Origin of the sequence: Mycobacterium seoulense (assembly GCF_010731595.1) — a bacterium.
Classification (GTDB): domain Bacteria; phylum Actinomycetota; class Actinomycetes; order Mycobacteriales; family Mycobacteriaceae; genus Mycobacterium; species Mycobacterium seoulense.
On record NZ_AP022582.1, the window covers coordinates 3,131,911 to 3,154,449 of the forward strand.

A 22,539-nucleotide genomic window follows, 5' to 3' on the forward strand; every position below is an offset into this window, starting at 1 on the left:
CGGCGGTCTAACGGCGGCGCGACCGGAGGTAGTCGCCCACCACGGCCGCACCGAGGCCGTCGAGATCGGGCACCACCACGCGCCCCTCGACGCGCCGCGCGACCTGATCGATGAAGCGGGCCAGGCCGGGATCGGTGCCCAGCCGGAAGATGGTGACCTGCGCGCCCAGGCGGGCCATGTCGTCGAATCCGCGCACGGTGTGCGCGATGGTCCGCGGATGCGGCGGGTAGTCGAAAAACACCGTGGTGCCCTCACCTTCGAAATCCTCCAGGTGAGCGGTCGGCTCCCCGTCGGTCACCACGAGGACGACGGGCTGCGCGTTGGGATGCCGGCGAAGGTGCCGGCCGGCCAACGCCAGGGCGTGATGCAGGTTGGTGCCCTGCTCGTAGACGCCCTCGAGGCCGGTGAGCTCGGCGGCGGTCACCGTCCGGGCGTAACGGCCAAACGCGATGATCTGCAAGGCGTCCGAGCGAAATCGTGTGCACACCAGGTGGTTGAGCGCCAGCGCCGTCTGCTTCATCGGCAGCCAGCGGTTCTCCATCACCATCGAGAACGACGTGTCGACCAGCAGCGCCACCGCCGCCTGGGTGCGCGTCTCGGTCTCGGAGACCTCGACGTCGTCGACGGTGATCTTCATCGATCCGGCACCGCCGTCCGGTGCGGCCGTTCCCGCCTGCCGCAGCACGGCGTTGGTGAGCGTGCGGGAAATGTTCCACGGCTCGGTGTCACCGAACTGCCACGGCCGGGTGGCGCCGGTGAGTTCGCCGGCCGCTCCCGCACGCCGATGGTCCCGCTCGCCGCGCCGGCCGGAAAGCTGTTGCGCCACATCGCGTAGCGCCGTCTCGCCCAGCCTGCGCATGGCCTTCGGCGAGAGCCGCCACTGGCCGTCGGAGCCGCGGTCCAGGAATCCCTGGTTGACCAGTGCGCGTTCCAATTCGGCGAGCGTGCGGGCGTCGACGGCGGCCTGGTCGCCGAGCTGGCGGGCCAGCGCGTCGAGGTCGACGTCGTCCATGGTGGCGCCCGGGTAGCTCTGCGAGAGCTGCTCGGCCAGCTGCTCGAGCTCGGCGACGTCGGCCAGCGCCTGGGTGCCCTCGCCCATGCCGAACGGGTTGTCGCCGGAGAACTGTTCGGACCCCGTCCAGTCCTCCCCCGGCCGGGCGGCCTGCAGGTGCGCGTCGAGCCGGTTCAGCGCCTGCATCAGCGATGGCGAGCCGAATGCCTGCTGCGCCAACGCATCCAGCTCGGCGCGCTGGTCCGGGCTCAGGCTGTTGCGGAAACGTTGCGCGGCCGCGGCGCGCTTGGCCAGCGAGTCCAGCAGCTCGTCGACGTTGCGCGGGTTCTCCGGGAAGAACTCGCCGTGTTTGTCCATGAAGTCTTCGAAGTCCTGCTGGGTGTCCGCACCGCGGGCGTGCTTGTCCAGCAGCTCGTTGAGGTCGTTCAGCATGTCGTTGACGCGCTGGCGGTCCTCGTCGGTGGCGCCCTGCAGAGCCTCCTTCATGCCGGCGAAGCGTTGATCGAGCATCTCGCGGCCAAGCAGATCCTTGATCTGGTCGTACTTCTCGCGGGCCTCGTTGCTGCGCCAGTTGTAGTCGGAGAGCTCTTGGACGGCCTTGGCCGGCGACGCCGGCAGGGCGTCGAGCTGCAGTTCGCCGAACCGGGCGTCGTCGTCGAGCGCGCGGGCCAGTTCTTTGCGTTCGGCCAGCACCGCCTCGTCGAGCAGCTTCTTGATCTCCTGCAACGTGCCATCTAAATTGTTGCGGCGCAACAACTCCCGTCGGCGCCGGTTCGCTTCGGCCGCCAGCCGGTCGGCGCCGGTCATGTTCTTGGTGCCGCGGCGCAGCAACTCGGACAGCGCGCGGCGCGGCGACGTGCCGGCCATCACGTCCTGCCCGATCTGCTCGAGGGCCTCGCGCAGATCCACCGGCGGGGCCAGCGGGTCGGGCCCGCCGGTATACGCCGAGTAGCGTAGACGGTGCCCCTTAAAAGGTTCAGCCATATACGGTTTGGCCCTCCCCGGACACCTTGTCGATCCGCTTGGCCAGGTAGAGGGCCTCCAGCGCGAGCTCCAGCGCCGCGGCGCGCTCACCCTCGGAGCGGGCGTTGACCTTGGCCGCGATCTTCTCCACCACCGGCAGCGCCGGAACCGCGGCCAGCACGTCCTTGGCCGACACCCGCTCGCCCGTGGTCACCGCCGAACCACCCTCGACCGCGGACACCAGCGACCCGACGTCGATGCCGCCCAGCACCCGCGACGCGGTGTCGGCCGTGGCCCGGCGCAGCAGGTGCTCGAGCACGGCCTGCTCGCGGCCTTCCTCACCGGATTCGAATTCCAGTTTGCCGCGCAGGACGTCGATCACCGTGCCGAGGTCGACCACGCGGGCCACCGGGTCGGTCTCCCCCAGCACCGCGCCGCGGTGGCGGGCGGCGGCCGCGACGGTTTCGGCGGCGGCGATCGCGAACCGTGCCGACACCCCGGAGCGCTGATCGACCGAATTGGACTCCCGCAGATACCGGGCGAACCGGGCGATCACCTGCATCAGGTAGTCGGGCACCTGCGCGGACAGGTGCGCCTCCTGCACGATCACGCCCACCTCCGCGTCGAGCTCCAGCGGGTAGTGGGTGCGGATCTCGGCGCCGAACCGGTCCTTGAGCGGGGTGATGATGCGGCCCCGGTTGGTGTAGTCCTCGGGGTTGGCGCTGGCGACCACCAACACGTCCAGCGGCAGACGCAGCGTGTACCCGCGGACCTGGATGTCGCGCTCCTCCATCACATTGAGCATCGAGACCTGGATGCGCTCGGCGAGGTCGGGAAGTTCGTTGACCGCGACGATGCCGCGGTGGGCGCGCGGGATCAGCCCGTAGGCGATGGTTTCCGGGTCGCCGAGGCTGCGGCCTTCGGCGACCTTGATCGGGTCGATGTCGCCGACGAGGTCGGCGACGCTGGTGTCCGGCGTGGCCAGTTTCTCGGTGTAGCGCTCGCTGCGGTGCCGCCACTCCACCGGCAGGTCGTCACCCAGGGTGGCGGCCTTGCGGATGGACTCCGGCGTGATCGGCGAGTAGGGGTGCTCGCCCAATTCCGCCCCGGCGATCACCGGCGTCCACTCGTCGAGCAGCCCGACCAGCGCGCGCAGGAGCCGCGTCTTGCCCTGGCCGCGCTCGCCGAGCAGGACGAAGTCGTGGCCGGCGATCAGTGCCCGCTCCAGCTGGGGCAGGACGGTGTCGTCGAAGCCCAGGATCCCTGGCCAAACCTCGTCGCCCTCAGCCAACGCGGTCAGCAGGTTTTCCCGGATTTCCTGTTTGACTCCCCGTTCGCGATGGCCGGCGGCACGCAGTTCGCCGACGGTGCGGGGCAGATTACTGGGTGATGGCACCACTCCAAAGTACGCGGTGCGGAATGGCTACACGCGCCGAGCGTTCAGTGGGCGAAGTGGCGGGCCCCGGTGAGGTACAACGTGACGCCGGCGTTGGCTGCCGCCGCGGTCACCTCGTCGTCGCGCACCGACCCGCCGGGGTGCACGACCGCCTTCACCCCGGCTGCGGTCAGCGTCTCGAGCCCGTCGGGGAACGGGAAGAAGGCGTCCGAGGCCGCGACCGCGCCGCGCACCCGGTCGCCGCCGCGTTCGACGGCCAGCCGTGCGGCGTCCACCCGGTTCACCTGCCCCATGCCGACGCCGATGGTGGCGCCCCCACCGGCGATGACGATGGCGTTCGACTTCACCGCGCGGCACGCCCGCCACGCGAACACCAGGTCGGTCAGCGTCGCCGGATCCGCCGGGGACCCCGTCGCCAGCGTCCAGTTGGCCGGGTTGTCGCCGTGCGCGTCGAGCTCGTCACGTTGCTGCACCAGCAATCCTCCGCTGATCGGCCGCAGCTCGGTGCCACCGGTCAGCGGCTCGGAGGCCACCAGTACCCGGATGTTCTTCTTGCGGGTCAGGGCCTCCAGAGCCTCGGGCGCGTAGGCGGGCGCGATGATGACCTCGGTGAAAATGGTGCTCACGTACTCGGCCATCTCGAGGCTGACCTCGGTGTTGGCCGCGATGACGCCGCCGAAGGCGCTCAGCGGATCGCATTCGTGGGCCTTGCGATGCGCGTCGGCCACCGATTCCGATGAGATCGCAATCCCACAGGGGTTGGCGTGCTTGATGATGGCGACGCAGGTCTCTTCGTGATCAAAGGCGGCCCGCCAGGCCGCGTCGGCATCGGTGAAGTTGTTGTACGACATCTCTTTTCCGTGCAGCTGCTCGGCCTGTGCCAGGCCCGGCCAGGCGCCGGGGTCGCCGTAGAGCGCCGCCTGCTGGTGCGGGTTCTCGCCATAGCGCAGCATCGTCGAGCGGCGCCAGCTGCGCCCCAACCACTTCGGGAACGCCGTCGGCGGGTGCTCGGGCGCCAGCGTCGACTCCATCCAGCCCGCCACGGCGATGTCGTACTCCGCGGTGTGCTGAAACGCCAACGCCGCCAGCTTTTTACGCTCGGCGAGGGTGAAGCCGCCGTGCCGAACTGCCGCGAGCACGCCGTCGTAGCCGCGCGGGTCGGTGATCACCGCCACGCTGGGATGGTTCTTGGCGGCCGCGCGGACCATCGACGGCCCGCCGATGTCGATCTGCTCGACGCATTCGTCGATGCTGGCGCCGGAGTCGACCGTCTCGCTGAACGGATACAGGTTGACGACGACGAGTTCGAAGGCGGCGATCCCCAGTTCCTCGAGCGCCGCGGCGTGCTCGGGTTTGCGAAGGTCCGCCAGCAGGCCGGCGTGCACCCGCGGATGCAGCGTCTTGACCCGGCCGTCGAGCACCTCGGGGAAGCCGGTCAGCTCCTCCACCCGGGTGACCGGAATCGCTTTGTCGGCAATGGTCTTCGCCGTCGATCCGGTGGAGACGATCTCGACGCCCGCGTCCGCCAGCCCCCGGGCGAGTTCGACGAGGCCGGTCTTGTCGTAGACGCTGATCAACGCGCGCCGGATCGGCCGTTTCGCCGTCTCCGGCCAGTCGTCGGTGCTCATCGCTTGCTCGCCTTTCGTCCGATCGTCGCCGTTCTTCCGACCAGGGTCAGGCCGCCGGTCGCGATCTCGGCCACCACGTCCACCAGAAGCTTGCGCTCCGTGACCTTGATGCGTTCATGCAGGGTATCGACGTCGTCGCCGTCGAGCACCGGCACCGACTGCTGAGCCAGGATCGGCCCGGTGTCCGTCCCGGCGTCCACCAGGTGCACCGTACAACCTGTGACCTTGACGCCGTAGGCCAACGCGTCGGCCACTCCGTGCGCACCCGGGAACGCCGGCAGCAGCGCCGGATGCGTATTGATCACCCGTCCGTAGAACCGCGAAAGGAATTGCGGGCCAAGTATTTTCATGAATCCCGCCGACACCACCAGGTCGGGCGAGTGCGCGGCGGTGGCCGCGGTGACGGCCGCGTCCCAAGCGGCGCGGTCGGGGTGATCGCCGAGCCGCGCGGTGAATGTGGGCAGCGCGGCCCCCGCGGCGATCTCGGTGGCCAGGCAGTCGCGATCGGCGCCGACCGCGACCACCCGGGCCGGGTAGTCCCCGACGGCGGCGTCGAGCAGGGAGCTCAGCAGCGACCCGGTGCCCGATGCCAACACCACCACCCGCGCCGGCGCGCTCGGGGGGACATGGAGCGGTTCGGCCACAACGAGAGAGCCTAGTGGGAGCTACTCTCCGGGCTCGCGGTCGGTCGCGGTCGGATCCGCCTCGTCGGGGGGCGGGGCGTCGTCGGGGGGCGTGGGGACGTCGTCGCCGCCGACCGGTGCGTCGTCGTCGCTGACCAATGCGTCGTCAGCGGCGAAATCGTCGGGATCGACGAAACCGGCCGACGGCTCCTCGGCGGGCTCGTCGCCCGGCTCGTCGAACGCCCCCGCAAAGTCCGCGGGGCCGGCCGCGGCGGGCGCGGGCCTGGGCCGCCGGGGCCGGGCCCTGATGCCGCCGGTCATCACCAGGGTGATCCCGCCCACCACCGAGAACCAGAAGAACACCCCGATCAGCAGGGCGCCCTGGTCGACGCCGACATCGCCGAAGTTTCCCAGCCGGCCGCTGCCGCCGTACGCGAGCAAGGACATCGCCAGCGCCCCGACGACCGAGGCGACCAGGAGCTTGGCCATCGCCGGGATCAACGGCAGCGCACGCCGGGCGCACTGCTGTCCGACCGCCACCCCGGACGACGCGCCGATGATGAGCAGGGCGACCCACACCGGCCCCAGCGGCGGCCGGGGGGCCGCGGCCAGGATCGGCAGCGCCGGGATGTCGCCGCCGAAGACCGTGAACGAACTGAACGTCGCGAAGCCCAGGTGAGCACTCGACCCGACCGCCATGGCCGAGGTGCCGACGATGACGTTGGGGGCGTACAGGATCGACAGCACCGTGAGGCTGAACTGCCCGAATATCGAATCGGTGATCCCGTAAAGATCCTGCATCGTCGCCCAGTGGACCACCAGCGATGCCGCCGTGACCATGCCGGAGAGCCCGAGCAACGCCAACACCCCGGCCGACGCGGCACGCAGAGCGTCGCCCAGCCACAACGGCAGCGACGACGCCACCAGCACCCGCCGTCCCACCTGCGACCACACACCGAGGGCGGCGCCGAGCGCATGCACGACGAGCACGCTGGCGAACGCGCGCAGCGCGCTGGGCGTCTGCAGCTCGGTGATCACCGACGACGCGTCGTGGATCACGGCCAGGGCGATCGCGGCGATCAGCAGGGGCCCGCCGAGCGCCGACGCGACCACCCAGCGGACCACCAGCCACGAGGAATACGGAGAGGTGGCCCGGGCCGTGCTGCGCGCCGTGGCCCAGATCATCAGCAGCACCGGCAGCAGCGGCAGCGCGCCGAGTTCGCGCCCGCCGATGGAGATCGGCACCTGGTGCACGCCGAGCCACATGCTGGCGATCGCGCCCAGCGCCCCGGTCATGTCGCTGTTGGCGATCAACAACTGCAGCAACGTGACCGCGGCGATGATGACCAGGGCCACCATGGCCGGGCCGAACGCGACCCGGACAAGGTCACGCGCCTGGCGGGCGCCCGCCGGCCGGCTGTCCTCGCCTTCCGACACCCTTTTCACTCTCGGCGCACGTCCCGACTCAGGCGCGAAGGCGCACCGTTAGGACGGCGCGGGACCAGACGGCGACGAAGGCGACTGCTGCTCCTGGCCGTAGGGCTGCTGGCCCCCGGCCTGGTTGGAGTAGTTGGGCGCCGAGCCCTCGGAGCCGGCTCCGGGCGCAGGCGGCGGGCTGAAGCTGGGGAAGCCGGTGGGCGGCGTGGACGGCCCCTGCTGCGCGGCCTGTTGGGGTCCGGACTGCGGCGCGGGCTGCGCGCCGAAACCGCCGGTCGGGACCGCGCTTTGGGTCGGGGCCTGGCTGGCCGGATATCCGCCGTACTGCGATCCGTACCCGGGGTGTTGCGACTGCTGGCCGCCCGGCTGACCGTAGTAGGGCTGCTGGCCGTACTGCCCGTATTGCCCGTACTGGCCGTACTGGGCGTATGGGTCGTATTTCGGCCGCGGCGCCGGCGCGGTGATCACGCCCGCGTCCAACAGAACGACGACGACGGCGGCGATCGCCTGGAGCACGCTGCACGCCACCAGGGGCCACATCGCCCAGCCGATCGCGACGCCGGTGGGCAGGTTGATGGTCTCGGTGATGGCCAGCAGCCCGCCCAGCACCGCGATGACCGCGACGATGCCGGCGTAGCTCTTGGCCTTGGGCAGCAGGCTCAGCCCGGCCAGCAGCGCGGCCAGCAGCGCGACGATGACGGCGGTACCCGCATCGCCGGCGCGGCCGCCGACGCCCGGGCCGAGGTCGGCGCCGACGGTGAACGTCGGCCCAAAGTTCAGCAGGTACACCGCCAGGCCGAGCACGACCACCGCGATGTTCAGGTAGAGCGGGAGCTTGGTCGTGCCGTCGTCGTCCTTGGTGAACGACGGTGTGGCGCCCGCGTAGGACCCCCCGGGCGGCGCGGTCGAGTATCCGGGGCTGCCGGGCGAGTAGGTCATGGCTCCTCCTGTTGCTTCCAGTGCCTTGAAGTGCCTTGCGGGCGCCACGGTTGCGTCGCGACGCTGTGCTTGCGGGCGCGCCGTTCCATAAACGCCGTGCCCGGCGGTTGCGTTGCGACGCGATCGATCAACCACGCTAGCGCACTTCGGAACGCCCGTGCCGTGGCGACCGGCTTCGGCACCAGACCGCCGTCGATCCGCGAAGCGGGCCGCACCGGGGTCGGCCGCCACCGCGGCGGCTTGCTCAGCGGAGGTAGAACACGTTCTAATTCTCCCCATGGATTACGGGCTTGTGCTTTTTACCAGCGACCGTGGCATCTCTCCGGCGTCGGCCGCGAAGCTTGCCGACGAACACGGCTTCACGACCTTCTACGTGCCGGAACACACCCACATCCCGATCAAGCGCGAGGCGGCGCACCCGACGACTGGCGACGCGTCGCTGCCCGACGACCGCTACATGCGGACGCTAGACCCATGGGTAAGCCTGGGCGCCGCGTGCGCCGTGACCTCGCGGGTGCGGCTGTCCACCGCGGTGGCGCTGCCGGTCGAGCACGACCCGATCACGTTGGCGAAAAGCATTGCGACCCTCGACCATCTGTCCGGCGGCCGGGTCAGCCTGGGCGTCGGGTTCGGGTGGAACACCGACGAGCTCGCCGACCACGGCGTGCCCCCCGCTCGGCGCCGCACGATGCTGCGCGAGTACATCGAGGCCATGCGTGAGCTGTGGACCAAAGAGGAAGCCGCCTACGACGGCGAGTTCGTCAAGTTCGGGCCCAGCTGGGCGTGGCCCAAGCCCGTCCAGCCACACATTCCCGTGTTGGTCGGCGCGGCCGGGACCGAAAAGAACTTCAAGTGGATCGCCCGCAGCGCCGACGGCTGGATCACCACCCCGCGCGACTTCGACATCGAGGAGCCGGTGAAGTTGCTGCAGGACACGTGGGCGGCCGCCGGCCGCGACGGCGCCCCGCAGATCGTCGCGCTGGACTTCAAGCCGGTCCCCGAGAAGCTGGCCAAATGGGCCGAGCTAGGGGTGACCGAGGTGCTGTTCGGCCTGCCGGACCGCGCCGAGGACGAGGTCGCCGCCTACGTCGAGCGGCTCGCGGGCAAGCTCGCCGCCCTCGTCTAGGCGCGAAGTCAGGCCAACGTGCAGCGGTTGCCGTAGTCGAACGAGCGCACCCGCACCGAGTGCCCGAGCGGGTCGCCGTCGATCAGCAGCGCGATCAGTTCGTCGTCTTCGGTGGTCGACAGGAACCGGCTGCCGCCGTCCAGCCGGCCGATGACGATCCCGGTGCGGCGGCCGTCGTCGCGGCGCACCGTGTAGGTCTCGACGGTGCCGACACCGTCGGCGTGCTCGGTCACGGGCACGGTCGGCCAGTCGGCGACCTGCCGCTGCGCTTGCGCGCTGCGGTCGGGCTGCCACTCCGCCGGAGTGCTGCAGTACACGCCGACCGAGTACTTGCTCAGGATTCCGCCGTTAGCGCCGACGAGGCCGTATTCGCCGGGCGCGCTTCGCAATTGCGCGACGGTCTCGGCGACCGCATGCATGGAGTAGTTGTTGCCGGCGCCGCCGAAGAACGGCAGCCCGCCGGTCAGCGTCAGGCCGCGCGGGTCGTCGGGCGCGATGCCCATGCCGTCGCAGATGTTGAACACCGGCACCGGAAAGCAGCTGTACAGGTCGAACGTGGCGATGTCGTCGACGCCGGCGCCGGCCATCGCGAGCGCCTCGCGCACGGCCAGGACGGCCGACGGGGCGTGTCCGAGATCCGGGCGCTCCAATAGGGCCTGCTCCTCCAGGTCGGCGTGGCCGTGCAGGTACACCCAGTTCTCCTGGGGCACCCCGAGGCGACGCGCCGCCCCGACCGACATCAGCAGCGCCGCCGCGCCCTGGTTCACCTGGTCACGGGCGACCATCAGCCGCGGGTACGGCTCCGCGATCATCCGGTTGCGCTCGGTCACGGTGACCAGCTCGTCGGCCGTGCGTTCCACCGGCGCGGCGGCGAACGGATTGCTGGCCGCGACCTTGGTGAAGGGCGCGAACAGCTCGCCCATCCGCCGCCGGTATTCGGCCGGTCCCAGCCCGGTCCCGGCCCGCCTTGCGTTTTCCAGCAGCGCGTACTGGATCGGCGCGCTGGTCAGCCCGTGACTGACGGTGTAGCGCGAAACGAGCTTCTCGATCCCCTGGCCCCGGTCTTCCAGATCGCCGTCGACCGTCTCGGTGAAGTCGGGCCGGGCTTCGGCTTTCGCGAAGTAGCGCAACGTCGAGGTGGCATCCGAGCCGAACACCATCGCGACCTGCGAACGGCCCGCCGCGATCTCCCCCGCCAGCTCGCTGATCAGGTGCTGCGGCCCCTGTCCCCCAACGATTTCCAGGATCGCACGGGCCGGCGAAGCGCCGATGCGGTTGGCCACGGACCGCGGGTAGTTGTTCGACCGCCCCAGCGGGGCATTGATCACACCCGAGATCTCGAACTGCCGCACGCCGGCCACGGTGTCGATGGCCGCCGCAACGTCCTCGGCAGCACAGTCGTCGACGGCGGCCCGGGCCGCCGCGGCGGCCAGCTCGACGGGCGACATCCCGCGATAGGTGGGGTCGTCGATGCGCTCGGCGGCCTGCCCCACGCCGACGACGACGGGGGTGTTCGGGTCGAGATTCATAGACCCACTATGTACCTCGGGGCCGCTCCCGGTCTAATCGGGGGCCGGCCCGCTACAGGCTCTGCAGGATCTGTCGCGCCAGGTCCGCGGTCTCCGACGGGGTCTTGCCGACCTTGACGCCGGCGGCCTCCAGGGCCTCCTTCTTGGCGGCCGCGGTGCCCGACGAGCCGGACACGATGGCGCCCGCATGGCCCATCGTCTTACCTTCCGGCGCAGTGAATCCCGCGACATAGCCGACGACCGGCTTGGACACGTTGGCCTTGATGTAGTCGGCCGCCCGCTCCTCGGCGTCGCCGCCGATCTCACCGATCATCACGATGACCTTGGTGTCGGGGTCCTTCTCGAACGCCTCGATGGCGTCGATGTGGGTGGTGCCGATCACCGGGTCACCGCCGATGCCGATCGAGGTGGAGAAGCCGAAATCGCGCAGCTCGTACATCATTTGGTAGGTCAGCGTGCCGGACTTGGACACCAGCCCGACGGGGCCGGGCCCGCTGATGTTGGCGGGGGTGATGCCGGCCAGGGCCTCGCCCGGCGTGATGATGCCGGGGCAGTTGGGCCCGATGATGCGCGTCTTCTGACCCTTGTCGACGTTGTAGGCCCACGCATACGCGCTGTCCTGCACCGGAATTCCCTCGGTGATGACCACCAGCAGCGGGATCTCGGCGTCGATGGCCTCGATGATCGCGTCCTTGGCGAATTTCGGCGGAACGAAGACGACGGACACGTTGGCGCCGGTCTCCTTCATCGCTTCCGCGACGGTGCCGAACACCGGCAGTTCGACGTCCTTACCGACGGGGTCGACGTGCGAGACGGTCGTGCCCGCCTTGCGGGCGTTCACCCCGCCCACCACCTGAGTGCCGGACTTCAGCATGAGCGCCGTGTGCTTGGTGCCCTCGCCGCCCGTGATGCCCTGGACGATGACTTTGGAATCTTTGTTCAGGAAGATCGACATTCGTTGGCTCCCTTACTTGTTCGCCAGCTCGGCGGCTTTGTCGGCACCGGCGTCCATGGTCTCGGCCTGGATCACCAGCGGGTGGTTGGCTTGGGCCAGGATTCGGCGGCCTTCGTCGACGTTGTTGCCGTCGAGCCGCACGATGAGCGGCTTGTTGGCCTCGTCACCGAGCATGTTCAGCGCGGTGACGATTCCGTTGGCGACCGCGTCGCACGAGGTGATGCCCCCGAACACGTTCACGAAGACGCTCTTGACCTGCTTGTCGTTCAGGATGACGTCGAGGCCCGCGGCCATGACTTCGGCCGACGCGCCGCCGCCGATGTCCAGGAAGTTGGCCGGCTTGACGCCGCCGTGCTTCTCACCGGCGTAGGCGACGACGTCGAGCGTGGACATGACCAGGCCCGCGCCGTTGCCGATGATGCCGACCGCGCCGTCCAGCTTGACGTAGTTGAGGTCGTGCTCCTTGGCCTTGAGCTCCAGCGGGTCGGTGGACGCGCGGTCCTCGAACTCGGCGTGCTCCGGGTGGCGGAAGTCGGCGTTGGCGTCCAGCGTGATCTTGCCGTCCAGCGCCAGGATCTGGTCCTTCGGATCGCGCACCAACGGGTTGACCTCGACCAGGGTGGCGTCCTCGGCGACGAAGAGCTCCCACAGCTTGTTGATGGTCACCGCCGCCGCGTCGAGCACCTCGGCGGGCAGGTGGCCCTGCTCGGCGATGGACCGCGCGGTCGCCAGGTCGACACCCGTGACGGCGTTCACCGGGACCTTGGCCAGCCGCTCCGGCTTGGTGGCGGCGACCTCCTCGATCTCCATGCCGCCCTCGACCGAGCACATCGCCAGGTAGGTGCGGTTGGCCCGGTCCAGCAGGAAGGAGATGTAGTACTCCTCGGCGATGTCACTGGCCTCGGCGACCAACAACTTCTTGACGACGTGGCCCTTGATGTCGAGGCCGAGGATGTTCTTGGCGTGTTCGTAGGCGTCTTCCGGTGTCGCCGCGTACTTGACGCCACCGGCCTTGCCGCGGCCGCCGACCTTCACCTGCGCCTTGACCATCACCGGCCGGCCGATTTCGGCGGCGATGTCCCGAGCGCCCTCGGCGGTGTCGGTGACCCGGCCCGGCGTAGTCGGTACGTTGTGCTTGGCGAACAATTCTTTTGCTTGATACTCGAAAAGGTCCATGGACTCTCTGTCTTCGTTCGACTCAACTGCTTGGCCTCTTGATGGGCGGTGCCGCGTTCGGCAACTCGCACGGACGAACTGTATCCACTGGCCAACGGGCCCTTACCGCCGCGTCCGGCGATGTGGCACAGCTCACGGGATGCCCGGATACCCGGTTCGTGACCCAAATCACAATTTCGATCGGATTGCTCGACGAGGTTGCCAGTTCCGCGAGTTAGCGGATACCGTCTCAGGGTCCAGATAACGTTATGGTCACGATACGAGGACATTTCAGCTTGTCCCAGCACCGTTTAGCTCCTTCAACTGCTGAAACAGCAGGCGTGGTGAGGGTTGGGCGCGCCGCGGGCGGCCGGGGGATTGAGCCCCATCGCAACGAAGTCACCGAAATCCTGCCCCTCGACGGCTTCGACTTCGACGACCTGGAGTGGCGCGACGAGGTCAGCGAGCTCGGCGACCTCGACTACAGCAACGACTCCACCTTCGACAACGAAGCGCAGGTGTTGCTGGCCCCGGAGCTGGACGACCTGAACGAGGCCGACGACCCGGTCACGCTGTGGCTGGCCGCGCCGCCGACCGAGGTGCTCCCCCGCGTGGTCGTGGCATCGGCATCCGAGCGGCGTCTGGCTCGCGCGCACACCACCGACGTCGTCGGGGTGGCACGCCGCGGCGGCCAGCATCGCAAACAACCGACCAGCGCGGCCAGGGGCCGCCTGATGATCTCGGCGATGGCCGCCGGCGCGGCCGCCGCGGCGGCCCACACCGCCACCAGCCATGCCGACACCCCCAAGACCGAGGCCGTGCTGACCGCGAACGCGTCGGCGCTCACCGGGGGGTCGGGCAACAACACCATCCGCGGCGCCCAGGTGGTCGCGCTCGAGCCGGCGGCGACCGCCGCGGTGCACAACCAGGAACTCGCCAAGGGCGTCGCGTTCGCCAACGACCGCGCCCAGCGTGAGGCCCGGTTGCAGCAGCCGCTCTACGTGATGCCGACGAAGGGCATCTTCACCTCTAACTTCGGCTACCGCTGGGGCGTGCTGCATGCCGGCATCGACCTGGCCAACTCGATCGGAACACCCATCTACGCGGTGTCCGACGGCGTCGTCATCGACTCCGGGCCTGCCGCCGGCTACGGGGCGCTGGTCAAACTGCGCCACGCCGATGGCACGGTGACGCTCTACGGCCACGTCAACACCACGCTGGTCAGCGTCGGGCAGCGCGTGATGGCCGGCGACCAGATCGCCACCATGGGCAACCGCGGTAACTCCACCGGCCCCCACCTGCATTTCGAGGTGCTGCAGGGTGGCACCGAACGAATCGACCCGGTCCCGTGGCTGGCTAAGCGGGGTCTCATGGTGGGTAACTACGCTGGTTGAGGTGACCGAGCCCAACCAACCACCTCCCGGTCCGCAACCGTCCGAGTCCACGTCGCCGTCGGACTCCAAAACGCGGATCATCCGCCGCGCACCCACCGGGCCGCTGCCGGTAGCGCCGGAATCCCCGACCACCCACATTCCCCCGCAGGCCCCGCCCTATCCGGGCGCTCCTCGCGCGGGCGGTCGAGCGATCTACGGTGCGCCCGCCAATGAGCCAAGCGCCCGCACGGCCGTCGCCGCCTGCGCCGTCAGCATCATCAGCGGGTGGGCCACATCGGTGGTGGCCACCGACCTGATCGCCGGCTGGTGGCGATCCGACCGGTTGTTCTGCATCGCCGTCGCGTTCTTGGCCCTGGTCTTCGCGGTCACCACCATTTCCGGCGTGATCGCGTTGCTGCAGCGTCGGCCCCTGGGGCGCTACCTCATCGCGGTCGGCGCCGTGGTCGCCGTGCTGACCTATCTGGGTGTGTTCATCGCCGGCGCCCGGGTGGCGTGGATAGTGCACCTGCTGCCGCTCCTGCCGATCGCCAGCGTGGTGCTCGCGATGCACCCGCGAACCAAACGCTGGCTGGAGGCCTGACCCGGCCCGACCGGGCCGCGGCGGCCGACCATTAGGCGACTTTGGAATCCGATATCACCCGCGATATCACATTCCCGGACCGCTTCATGGTCCGGAGGCCAGCAGTAGGCCAGCGACCGGGCCGCTAGAGCTTGCTGATCGGGGCGTGGTTGTGCATCAGCTTGACCCGTCCCGCGCTGCCGAAATCGATGAGGGACATGGCGGATTCACCGACCCCGGAAACTTCCTCGACCCGTCCCAGCCCGTACTTGTCGTGCGTCACCCGGTCGCCCGGCTCGAGCACCAGCAGCGGGCGCTTACCCGCGCCCGAGCGGGTCGGGGCCGCGCGCGGGGTGCCGAACCGGCCGGCGCCGCTCACCGGCGCGCTGAACGAGGGGGCCGGCGCGGTGCGCCGCCACTCGATGAGTTCCTGCGGAATCTCCCGCAGGAAGCGGGATTCCGGGTTCAGCATGGGCTGGCCCCAGGAGGACCGCACGACGGCCCTGCTCACATACAGCCGCTGACGGGCGCGGGTGATGCCGACGTAAGCCAGCCTCCGCTCCTCCGACAGTTCGACCGGGTCGTCCAGCGCCCGCATGTGCGGGAACATCCCGTCCTCCCAGCCGGTGACGAACACCACGGGGAACTCCAGCCCCTTGGCCGTGTGCAGCGTCATCAAGGTGACCATGCCGGCGTCGTTCTCGGGTATCTCGTCGCTGTCGGACACCAGCGAGACGCGTTCCAGGAATTCGGCGAGCACACCGGTGTCCGGCACGTCTTCGTCGGCCGGGGCCTGCAGCGACTCGCCCAGCGCGGCGGCGTTGGCCCGGTCGGTGCTGAATTCGTGTGCCACGCTGACGAGTTCGTTGAGGTTGTCCAAGCGGGCCAGCTCCTGCGGGTCGGTGGAGGACTCCAACTCCCGCCGATAGCCGGTACGTTCGAGCACCGATTCGACCAGATCACCGAGATCTTCGTCGAGGCGGCCCCTGAGTTCGTCGAGCAGCTCGACGAACCCGGCGATCGCCTTCTCCGCGCGTGAATTGAGCATCGGCACTTTGCCTTCGGCGGCGGCCATCAGCGCGTCGGCGAAACTCGCGCCGGTGTTCTCGGCGTACACCGCCACGCAGGCCTCGGCACGATCCCCGATCCCGCGGCGCGGGGTGTTGAGGATGCGCCGCATGCTGACCGCATCGCCGGGGTTGTCCAGCACCCGCAGATAGGCGACGATGTCGCGGATCTCTTTGCGCTCGTAGAAGCGCACTCCCCCAACGACTTTGTAGGGGATGCCAGCGCGAATGAACACCTCTTCGAAAGACCGCGACGAATTGTTGGTGCGGTAGAACACCGCCACGTCGTTGTAGGTGATCTCGCCCCGATCGGCGAGCGCGTCGATCTCCTCGGCCACGAACCTGGCCTCGTCGTGCTCGTTGTCCGCGACGTAGCCGACGATCAATTCGCCGGCGCCGGCGTCGGTCCACAGCCGCTTGTCCCGGCGTCCGGAATTGCGGGCGATCACCGAGTTGGCGGCCGACAGGATGTTCTGCGTCGAGCGGTAATTCTGTTCCAGGAGAATGGTTATCGCGTCCGGGTAGTCGCGTTCGAAGTCCTCGATGTTGCGGATGGTCGCACCGCGGAACGCATAGATCGATTGATCGGCGTCACCGACCACGCACAATTCCGCCGGCGGCACGTCGTCGGACGACTCCGCCGCGCCGTGACCGACCAGTTCCCGCACCAGCACGTACTGCGCGTGGTTGGTGTCCTGATACTCGTCGACCAGGACATGACGGAACCGCCGCCGGTAGTGCTGAGCGATCTGCGGGAAGGCCCGCAGCACCGCGACGGTCTCGCCGATCAGGTCATCGAAGTCCAGCGCGTTCGCCGCACGCAGCCGCCGCTGGTACTCGCCGTAGACGGAGGCCACGGTGCGGCTCAGGTCGTCGGAATCATCCGTCAGTTTGGCGACCGCATCGCCGGGGTCGATCAGCTCGTTCTTCAGGTTGGAGATCGCGTTGGCCAGCAGCCGGGGCGAGTAGCGCTTGATGTCGAGCCCCATGTCGCGCCCGATCATCTGCAGCAGGCGGCGGGAATCGTCGGCGTCATAGATCGAGAAGTTGGAGTTGAGCCCTTCGATCAACGACGCCTGGTTGCGCAGGATGCGCACACAGGTCGAGTGGAAGGTGGACACCCACATGGCGCGGGCGCGGTTGCCCACCAGCCGTACCACACGTTCGCGCATCTCGGCCGCGGCCTTGTTGGTGAAGGTGATGGCCAGAATTTGGCCCACCCCCACGCCGCGCGCCGCGATGAGATAGGCGATGCGGCGCGTCAGCACCGCGGTCTTGCCCGACCCCGCCCCCGCGACGATCAACAGCGGCGAGCCCTCGTGCACCACCGCCTGGCGTTGTTGCGGATTGAGGCCTTCGAGCAGCTGATCTGCTTCGGAGGCCAGATTGGCATCGGTTACGTACACACTCATGTTGGTCCAAACTTACCGCCGCCCACCGACGCAACGCGCCAAGGCGTCAGACCAGGCTAGTGCCCGGGCGGCGCGTCGGCGGGCAGATCGCGGCCGCAACAACGGGTGTTTCGCAATCCAATACGCGCCGCGTTTTCAAATGCCGTGCAATTACACCCGTGTCGAAAAAGCCGCATAATCCCGCCGGGGTTTGCGCATCCGTCAAATCCGGCACTGTTCCCCGCAATACTCAATTTCGCCCCCAAATAAGGAATTCCACACCGGCAAGCAACCGCGGCACGGGGGTCGCCGCGACCGAAGGCCGAGCGCTCCCGGCCCACCGCGACGCCGTAATGGCCAGCTCACGAATGCCTTTTTGCGCGTGACCTGTTATTAGTGGCACACTCGTTTGGTGCTCAACGCGCAGTCCGATCGGCAGCCCCGCACCCCGAACTGCCGTCGATTTTTCTACGGGTACCGATTAGCGGTCCCCGTGGTCTAGCTGCTTTCGTCAGAGCCCCGTGGTCCGCTTCCGGACCGGGGCTCGTCTCTTGTGAGGCCCGAAACCGGATGAGACCACAACCCCCACATCCCGAGAAATGCGGAGTTAGCAGAGATGAAGGTTGAGACGGTGGAAACCCCCGAGACCGCCGACCCCGGAGAGTTGAGCATCGACGAGTTGCGCCACGAGATCGACCGCTTGGACGCCGAGATCCTCGCCGCGGTGAAGCGGCGCACCGAGGTGTCCCAGGCGATCGGCAAGGTACGGATGGCATCCGGCGGCACGCGGCTCGTCCACAGCCGCGAGATGAAGGTGATCGAGCGCTACAGCGAGCTCGGTCCCGACGGTAAGGACCTGGCGATCCTGCTGCTGAGGCTGGGCAGGGGCCGGCTCGGCCACTGAGGCCCGCCGCGCCCGGCTAGGCCGCGCTTGCGACCGTCACTAGGGTCGGAGTATGGCCACCGTGCAAAGCCTCCCCGACATCACCGCCACGCCAGCGTGGGATGCCCTGCGCAGGCACCACGAGCAGATCGGCTCGACCCATCTGCGCCAGTTGTTCGACGAGGATCCCGACCGCGGCCGCGAACTGAACGTCTCGGTCGGCGACCTCTACATCGACTACAGCAAACACCGCATCACGCGAGAGACGCTGCGGCTACTCATCGATCTGGCGCGCACGGCTAACCTCGAAGAGCGTCGCGACCAGATGTTCGCCGGCGCGCACATCAACGTCTCGGAGGACAGGGCGGTGTTGCACACCGCGCTGCGACTGCCCCGGGACGCCGAACTGATCGTCGACGGCCGCAACGTCGTCGAGGACGTGCACGCCGTGCTGGACCGGATGGGTGACTTCACCGACCGGTTACGCAGCGGTGAATGGACCGGGGCCACCGGGAAAAGAATCAGCACCGTGGTCAACATCGGCATCGGCGGATCGGATCTGGGTCCGGTGATGGTCTATCAGGCGCTGCGCCACTACGCCGATGCCGGGATCTCGGCCCGCTTCGTCTCGAACGTCGACCCCGCCGACCTGATCGCCACCCTCGCCGACTTGGACCCCGCCACAACGCTTTTCATCGTAGCGTCGAAGACGTTCTCCACGCTGGAAACCCTGACCAACGCGACTGCGGCGCGCCGCTGGCTGACCGACGCGCTCGGCGACGCCGCGGTGGCCAAGCATTTCGTGGCTGTTTCGACCAACAAGCGACTGGTCGACGACTTCGGCATCAACACCGACAACATGTTCGGCTTCTGGGATTGGGTCGGCGGACGGTACTCGGTCGACTCGGCGATCGGCCTGTCGGTGATGGCGGCGATCGGCAAGGAGGCCTTCGCCGATTTCTTGTCCGGATTCCACATCGTGGACCGGCATTTCACGACCGCCCCGCTGGAATCCAACGCGCCGGCGCTGCTCGGGCTGATCGGGCTGTGGTACTCCAATTTCATGGGCGCCCAATCGCGCGCGGTGCTGCCCTATTCCAACGACTTGGCGCGATTCGCGGCGTATCTGCAACAGCTGACGATGGAATCCAACGGCAAGTCGACCCGCGCCGACGGCACACCGGTTACCACCGACACCGGCGAAATCTTCTGGGGCGAGCCGGGAACCAACGGCCAGCATGCCTTCTACCAATTGCTGCACCAGGGCACCCGGCTGGTGCCGGCCGACTTCATCGGCTTCAGCCAGCCCCTCGACGACCTACCCACCGTCGAGGGCACCGGCAGCATGCACGACTTGCTGATGAGCAACTTCTTCGCCCAGACCCAGGTGCTGGCGTTCGGCAAGAGCGCCGAGGAGATCGCCGCCGAAGGCACGCCGGCCGACATCGTGCCGCACAAGGTGATGCCCGGCAACCGGCCGTCGACCTCGATCCTGGCCGACCGGCTCACCCCGTCGGTGCTGGGCCAGCTGATCGCGCTCTACGAGCATCAGGTCTTCACCGAGGGCGTCATCTGGGGCATCGACTCGTTCGACCAGTGGGGCGTGGAACTCGGCAAGACGCAGGCGAAAGCGCTGCTCCCGGTGATCACGTCCGACAACTCGCCGGCGCCGCAGTCGGACAGCTCGACCGATGCGCTGGTCCGCCGCTACCGGACAGAGCGCGGGAGGGTCAGCTAAGCGCGCTCAACCAGTTCGACTCATGACGTCGGAGCCGAGCCGCCGCACGAAAGTGCGCAACCGGTCGACGGTCGCGGTCTCCGGCTCGCTCAGGTGCAGCTGCAGCAGTTCGCGTCCGGCGGCGTGCAGGATCCGCGCGGTGTATTCGGGGTCGTGCACGTGGGGATTGGTGCGCAGCAGCTCGGTGACGAAGAACTCCAACACGACGGCCTGCGATTGAGCCAGCCTCGCATACAACTCCGGTGGAGCGCCCTGCGGCGGGAACAAGAACAGTCGCCACGTTGCCGGGTGGGCGTCGACCGCGGCCAGGACGCCGTCGAACGCGACCACGAGTGACTGGTCCTCGGCGACGGCATCCAACCCCGAGACCGCCTCGGCGAACTGGGCGCCGGCCCGGGCCGCCTCACGGTCGATCAGTGCGACGAAGAGTCCCGCCGGGTCGCCGAACAGCTGATAGATCAACGACCGATTGATGCCGGCCGTCTCGGCGATGCGGTTCGGTGTTGCCGCGTGGAACCCCTCGGCGTCGACGATCGTGTGCGTGACATCGAGTATCTGCTGGCGCCGGCCTTCGGCGGTCATGCGCCGCTTCGGGTTGCCCACACTCACGCTTGACAGCATAACTAACGACTTGTGAGTATTGCTCACAGATTGTTAGTTAATGGGAGGCAGCGATGGTCACGTACTACCCCGAACTCGCGCGGCGGGTCCGCAGCCAGCGCGACCTGCTGCCCGACCTCTACGGAGATTTCGACTTCGACAGGCGACCGGATCGCCTGGCCACCGAGCCCGACGCCGACTCCGCCCTGCCCACCTGGATCGCCGACCGCGCACGGATTCTGGAAGACGACCGCGTCGTCGAGTTGATGAGCACGGCCACCCTGCTCGGCGACGTCGTCGCGGATCCCTATGCGGCCCTGATGAACTCGCACAGCGTCACGCACCTGATCGACATGCTCAAGACGGCCTGCCGCGAGGGAATCGAGGCGGTGGCCGACGCGCCGCCCGAACTGGCGGCGTTCATCACCGCCATGGAGGCCACCCCGGGGTGGATCGACTTCGACCTGGTCCGGGAGGGTGCTCGCCAAGAACGCATCCCCGCGGCGCTGCTGGCCCCATTCATCACGCGCGGGGCCTTCATCGCGACTTTCACCAACACCTACGCAGCGCTGCCGATGGCGCTGACCGGAGCGCTCTCGGGCAAGCGGGCAGCGCGCCGCGTCAACGAGACCGCCAGCTTCTTCGCCGTCACCACACTGCCCGGCGCGCTGGACCGCTATGGCCCCGGCTTTGAAGCCGCCGCGATGGTTCGGCTGATGCACTCGATGGTCCGCTACAACGCCCTCAAGAGATCCGACAAGTGGGATACAGCGATCTACGGCATGCCGGTACCCCAGGTCGACCAGATGCCCGCCGGGATGATCGGCCAGTACCTGCTGGCCCGCCGGGCGCGTCAACAGGGCCGGTCGAAGTTCACCGCCGCAGAACGCGCCGTCATCGAATTCGCCAGGTATCGCTGCTTTCTGCTCGGGTTGCCGGAGGAGCTGCTGCCCGCGGAACCCGCCGACATCATCCACGTCATGCACGCGCGCTCGGCACTGCTGCGCCACGGGTTCGACAGCATCTGCCAAGAACTCGTCCGCGGCACGATGGCGGCCTATCTGCGCCCCGACACCACACTGTTCGACCGTTGCGCCGAGGCGGTCGAAAAGAGTTTCAGCAAGCTCACGTTCGTTCGCACCTTCTGCAACGGCGACCGGGAGATCGCCGAGGCCATGGGCGTCTCCATGGGGCCGACGGATCTGCTGCGCGTCGCCCTCACCGCGCCATTCATCATCGGACGGTTCAACGTCGTGAGCCAGGCCAGCCGAATTCCCGTGCTCCGCGACATCACCGACGCCTATGTGATCGGGTTGCTCAAGCTGCGGCTAGCGACTTATGGAAAGCCTGAATTCACTACCGATGCAACGCATTACACGCCCGTACCGCACTAGCTAGGCGAACCACTTGGTGAGCGGGGGCGGCAGCACCCGCATCACCTGTACCAGCGGCGCCCACGGCCACCACGGCACCGCCGCCCGGCCGGACTCGCGTTCGATGGCCGCGACGAGCGCGTTGACGCCAGTCTCGTTGTCCACCATTAACATTGTGCTGTTCGACTTGGCGGTCATCTCCGACTCGATGTACCCAGGTTCGATGACCGACACTTTGATCGGGCCCCTGGCGTACTCGGCGCGCAGCGATTCACCCAGCGAGCTCAACCCGGCCTTGCTCGCGGCGTAGGCGGCCTTGACGCCGGGCACTCCCTTGTTGCCGAGCACCGATGAGATCAGCACCAGATGACCCGAACCGTTCTTGTTGAACATCTCCAGCGCGGTCTCGATCTGCACGAGCGCGGCCACCAGGTTGGTCTCGATGGTCGCCTTGTTGGCCCACAACTTGCCCGAGCCGAGCTTGGCGCCCTTGCCGATGCCGGCGTTTACGATGACCCGGTCGATGCCGCCCAGCTCGTCACTCAGTTCGCCGAAGACCTTCGGCACCTGTTCGTGGTCGTTGACGTCCAACGCGGCGACGGCGATCTTGATGCCGGGATACCGTTGCGACAGCTCGGCTTTCAGCTCGTCGAGCCGGTCGGTGCGTCGGGCGCACAACGCCAGGTCGCGGCCCTTGGCGGCGAAGGCGCGCGCCATGCCGGCGCCCAGGCCGGAGCTGGCGCCCGTGATGAGAATCTTCTGACGAGTCAC

General features: G+C 68.4%; 17 protein-coding genes and 1 pseudogene. 6 read left to right on the plus strand and 12 right to left on the minus strand.

Going from position 1 to position 22,539, the window contains the following annotated elements; all coding sequences use genetic code 11:
- Positions 1-7 precede the first annotated feature (7 nt).
- Genes G6N37_RS14295 through G6N37_RS14320 form a run of 6 tightly spaced genes read right to left on the minus strand, consistent with a single transcriptional unit; the run spans position 8 to position 7,998 of the window.
- Complete coding sequence (locus G6N37_RS14295; RefSeq protein WP_163681429.1) at positions 8-1,996, minus strand: vWA domain-containing protein; 1,989 nt, start codon at positions 1,994-1,996, stop codon at positions 8-10.
- Complete coding sequence (locus G6N37_RS14300) at positions 1,989-3,374, minus strand: ATP-binding protein (RefSeq protein WP_083166955.1); 1,386 nt, start codon at positions 3,372-3,374, stop codon at positions 1,989-1,991. Before G6N37_RS14300 ends, G6N37_RS14295 begins: the two co-directional genes overlap by 8 nt.
- Before the next feature lie 41 nt (positions 3,375-3,415).
- Positions 3,416-4,999 (minus strand): bifunctional phosphoribosylaminoimidazolecarboxamide formyltransferase/IMP cyclohydrolase, encoded by a 1,584-nt coding sequence (gene purH, locus G6N37_RS14305; RefSeq protein ID WP_163681430.1) that lies wholly within the window; start codon positions 4,997-4,999, stop codon positions 3,416-3,418.
- The gene (gene purN / locus G6N37_RS14310; protein WP_163681431.1) at positions 4,996-5,643 is read right to left on the minus strand and encodes a phosphoribosylglycinamide formyltransferase; all 648 of its coding nucleotides are present in this window, start codon (positions 5,641-5,643) and stop codon (positions 4,996-4,998) included. Before purN ends, purH begins: the two co-directional genes overlap by 4 nt.
- Positions 5,644-5,664: 21 nt before the next feature.
- Positions 5,665-7,068 (minus strand): cell division protein PerM, encoded by a 1,404-nt coding sequence (locus G6N37_RS14315; RefSeq protein WP_163681432.1) that lies wholly within the window; start codon positions 7,066-7,068, stop codon positions 5,665-5,667.
- 39 nt (positions 7,069-7,107) lie between these two features.
- Positions 7,108-7,998: a DUF5336 domain-containing protein gene (locus tag G6N37_RS14320; protein ID WP_163681433.1), complete on the minus strand. Its 891-nt coding sequence runs from the start codon at positions 7,996-7,998 to the stop codon at positions 7,108-7,110.
- Between the two features lie 277 nt (positions 7,999-8,275).
- Between G6N37_RS14320 and G6N37_RS14325 the strand changes: the two genes are divergently transcribed.
- Positions 8,276-9,124 (plus strand): LLM class F420-dependent oxidoreductase, encoded by an 849-nt coding sequence (locus G6N37_RS14325; RefSeq protein ID WP_163681434.1) that lies wholly within the window; start codon positions 8,276-8,278, stop codon positions 9,122-9,124.
- Positions 9,125-9,132: 8 nt separating this feature from the next.
- Here the strand turns inward: G6N37_RS14325 and G6N37_RS14330 are convergent, their stop codons facing one another.
- From G6N37_RS14330 to sucC, 3 genes are read right to left on the minus strand one after another with little or no spacing between them, the layout of a single operon-like run.
- Positions 9,133-10,653, minus strand: coding sequence for an acetyl-CoA acetyltransferase (locus tag G6N37_RS14330; protein ID WP_163681435.1), 1,521 nt, complete (start codon positions 10,651-10,653; stop codon positions 9,133-9,135).
- Positions 10,654-10,705: 52 nt separating this feature from the next.
- Entirely contained in the window at positions 10,706-11,608 is a 903-nt protein-coding gene (gene sucD, locus G6N37_RS14335; protein WP_163681436.1) for a succinate--CoA ligase subunit alpha, read from the minus strand.
- A 12-nt stretch (positions 11,609-11,620) separates the two neighbouring features.
- Complete coding sequence (sucC, locus tag G6N37_RS14340) at positions 11,621-12,784, minus strand: ADP-forming succinate--CoA ligase subunit beta (protein WP_163681437.1); 1,164 nt, start codon at positions 12,782-12,784, stop codon at positions 11,621-11,623.
- 323 nt (positions 12,785-13,107) lie between these two features.
- Here sucC and G6N37_RS14345 point away from each other — a divergent pair, with 323 nt between their 5' ends.
- Complete coding sequence (locus G6N37_RS14345; protein ID WP_163681439.1) at positions 13,108-14,157, plus strand: M23 family metallopeptidase; 1,050 nt, start codon at positions 13,108-13,110, stop codon at positions 14,155-14,157.
- Between the two features lies 1 nt (position 14,158).
- Positions 14,159-14,737: a hypothetical protein gene (locus tag G6N37_RS14350; RefSeq protein ID WP_167527384.1), complete on the plus strand. Its 579-nt coding sequence runs from the start codon at positions 14,159-14,161 to the stop codon at positions 14,735-14,737.
- 124 nt (positions 14,738-14,861) lie between these two features.
- Here the strand turns inward: G6N37_RS14350 and pcrA are convergent, their stop codons facing one another.
- Complete coding sequence (gene pcrA, locus G6N37_RS14355) at positions 14,862-17,195, minus strand: DNA helicase PcrA (RefSeq protein WP_163681440.1); 2,334 nt, start codon at positions 17,193-17,195, stop codon at positions 14,862-14,864.
- A 549-nt stretch (positions 17,196-17,744) separates the two neighbouring features.
- On the opposite strand from pcrA, the pseudogene G6N37_RS14360 reads away from it, so the two are divergent.
- A pseudogene (locus G6N37_RS14360) lies at positions 17,745-18,078 on the plus strand (chorismate mutase).
- Between the two features lie 52 nt (positions 18,079-18,130).
- Positions 18,131-19,795 (plus strand): glucose-6-phosphate isomerase, encoded by a 1,665-nt coding sequence (pgi, locus tag G6N37_RS14365; protein ID WP_163681443.1) that lies wholly within the window; start codon positions 18,131-18,133, stop codon positions 19,793-19,795.
- Between the two features lie 6 nt (positions 19,796-19,801).
- Here the strand turns inward: pgi and G6N37_RS14370 are convergent, their stop codons facing one another.
- Positions 19,802-20,377, minus strand: coding sequence for a TetR/AcrR family transcriptional regulator (locus G6N37_RS14370; RefSeq protein ID WP_167527434.1), 576 nt, complete (start codon positions 20,375-20,377; stop codon positions 19,802-19,804).
- Positions 20,378-20,469: 92 nt separating this feature from the next.
- Here G6N37_RS14370 and G6N37_RS14375 point away from each other — a divergent pair, with 92 nt between their 5' ends.
- Positions 20,470-21,789, plus strand: a complete 1,320-nt coding sequence (locus tag G6N37_RS14375) for an oxygenase MpaB family protein (RefSeq protein WP_163681447.1) — start codon at positions 20,470-20,472, stop codon at positions 21,787-21,789.
- Here the strand turns inward: G6N37_RS14375 and G6N37_RS14380 are convergent, their stop codons facing one another.
- The gene (locus tag G6N37_RS14380; protein WP_163681450.1) at positions 21,790-22,539 is read right to left on the minus strand and encodes an SDR family oxidoreductase; all 750 of its coding nucleotides are present in this window, start codon (positions 22,537-22,539) and stop codon (positions 21,790-21,792) included.

Excerpts from the sequence above, each read along its gene's own strand:
- G6N37_RS14295 (WP_163681429.1), bottom strand. The coding sequence starts at position 1,996 with ATGGCTGAACCTTTTAAGGGGCACCGTCTACGCTACTCGGCGTATACC.
- purH (WP_163681430.1), bottom strand. The coding sequence starts at position 4,999 with ATGAGCACCGACGACTGGCCGGAGACGGCGAAACGGCCGATCCGGCGC.
- G6N37_RS14320 (WP_163681433.1), bottom strand. The coding sequence starts at position 7,998 with ATGACCTACTCGCCCGGCAGCCCCGGATACTCGACCGCGCCGCCCGGG.
- G6N37_RS14325 (WP_163681434.1), top strand. The coding sequence starts at position 8,276 with ATGGATTACGGGCTTGTGCTTTTTACCAGCGACCGTGGCATCTCTCCG.
- G6N37_RS14330 (WP_163681435.1), bottom strand. The coding sequence starts at position 10,653 with ATGAATCTCGACCCGAACACCCCCGTCGTCGTCGGCGTGGGGCAGGCC.
- sucD (WP_163681436.1), bottom strand. The coding sequence starts at position 11,608 with ATGTCGATCTTCCTGAACAAAGATTCCAAAGTCATCGTCCAGGGCATC.
- sucC (WP_163681437.1), bottom strand. The coding sequence starts at position 12,784 with ATGGACCTTTTCGAGTATCAAGCAAAAGAATTGTTCGCCAAGCACAAC.
- pcrA (WP_163681440.1), bottom strand. The coding sequence starts at position 17,195 with ATGAGTGTGTACGTAACCGATGCCAATCTGGCCTCCGAAGCAGATCAG.
- pgi (WP_163681443.1), top strand. The coding sequence starts at position 18,131 with ATGGCCACCGTGCAAAGCCTCCCCGACATCACCGCCACGCCAGCGTGG.
- G6N37_RS14370 (WP_167527434.1), bottom strand. The coding sequence starts at position 20,377 with ATGACCGCCGAAGGCCGGCGCCAGCAGATACTCGATGTCACGCACACG.
- G6N37_RS14375 (WP_163681447.1), top strand. The coding sequence starts at position 20,470 with ATGGTCACGTACTACCCCGAACTCGCGCGGCGGGTCCGCAGCCAGCGC.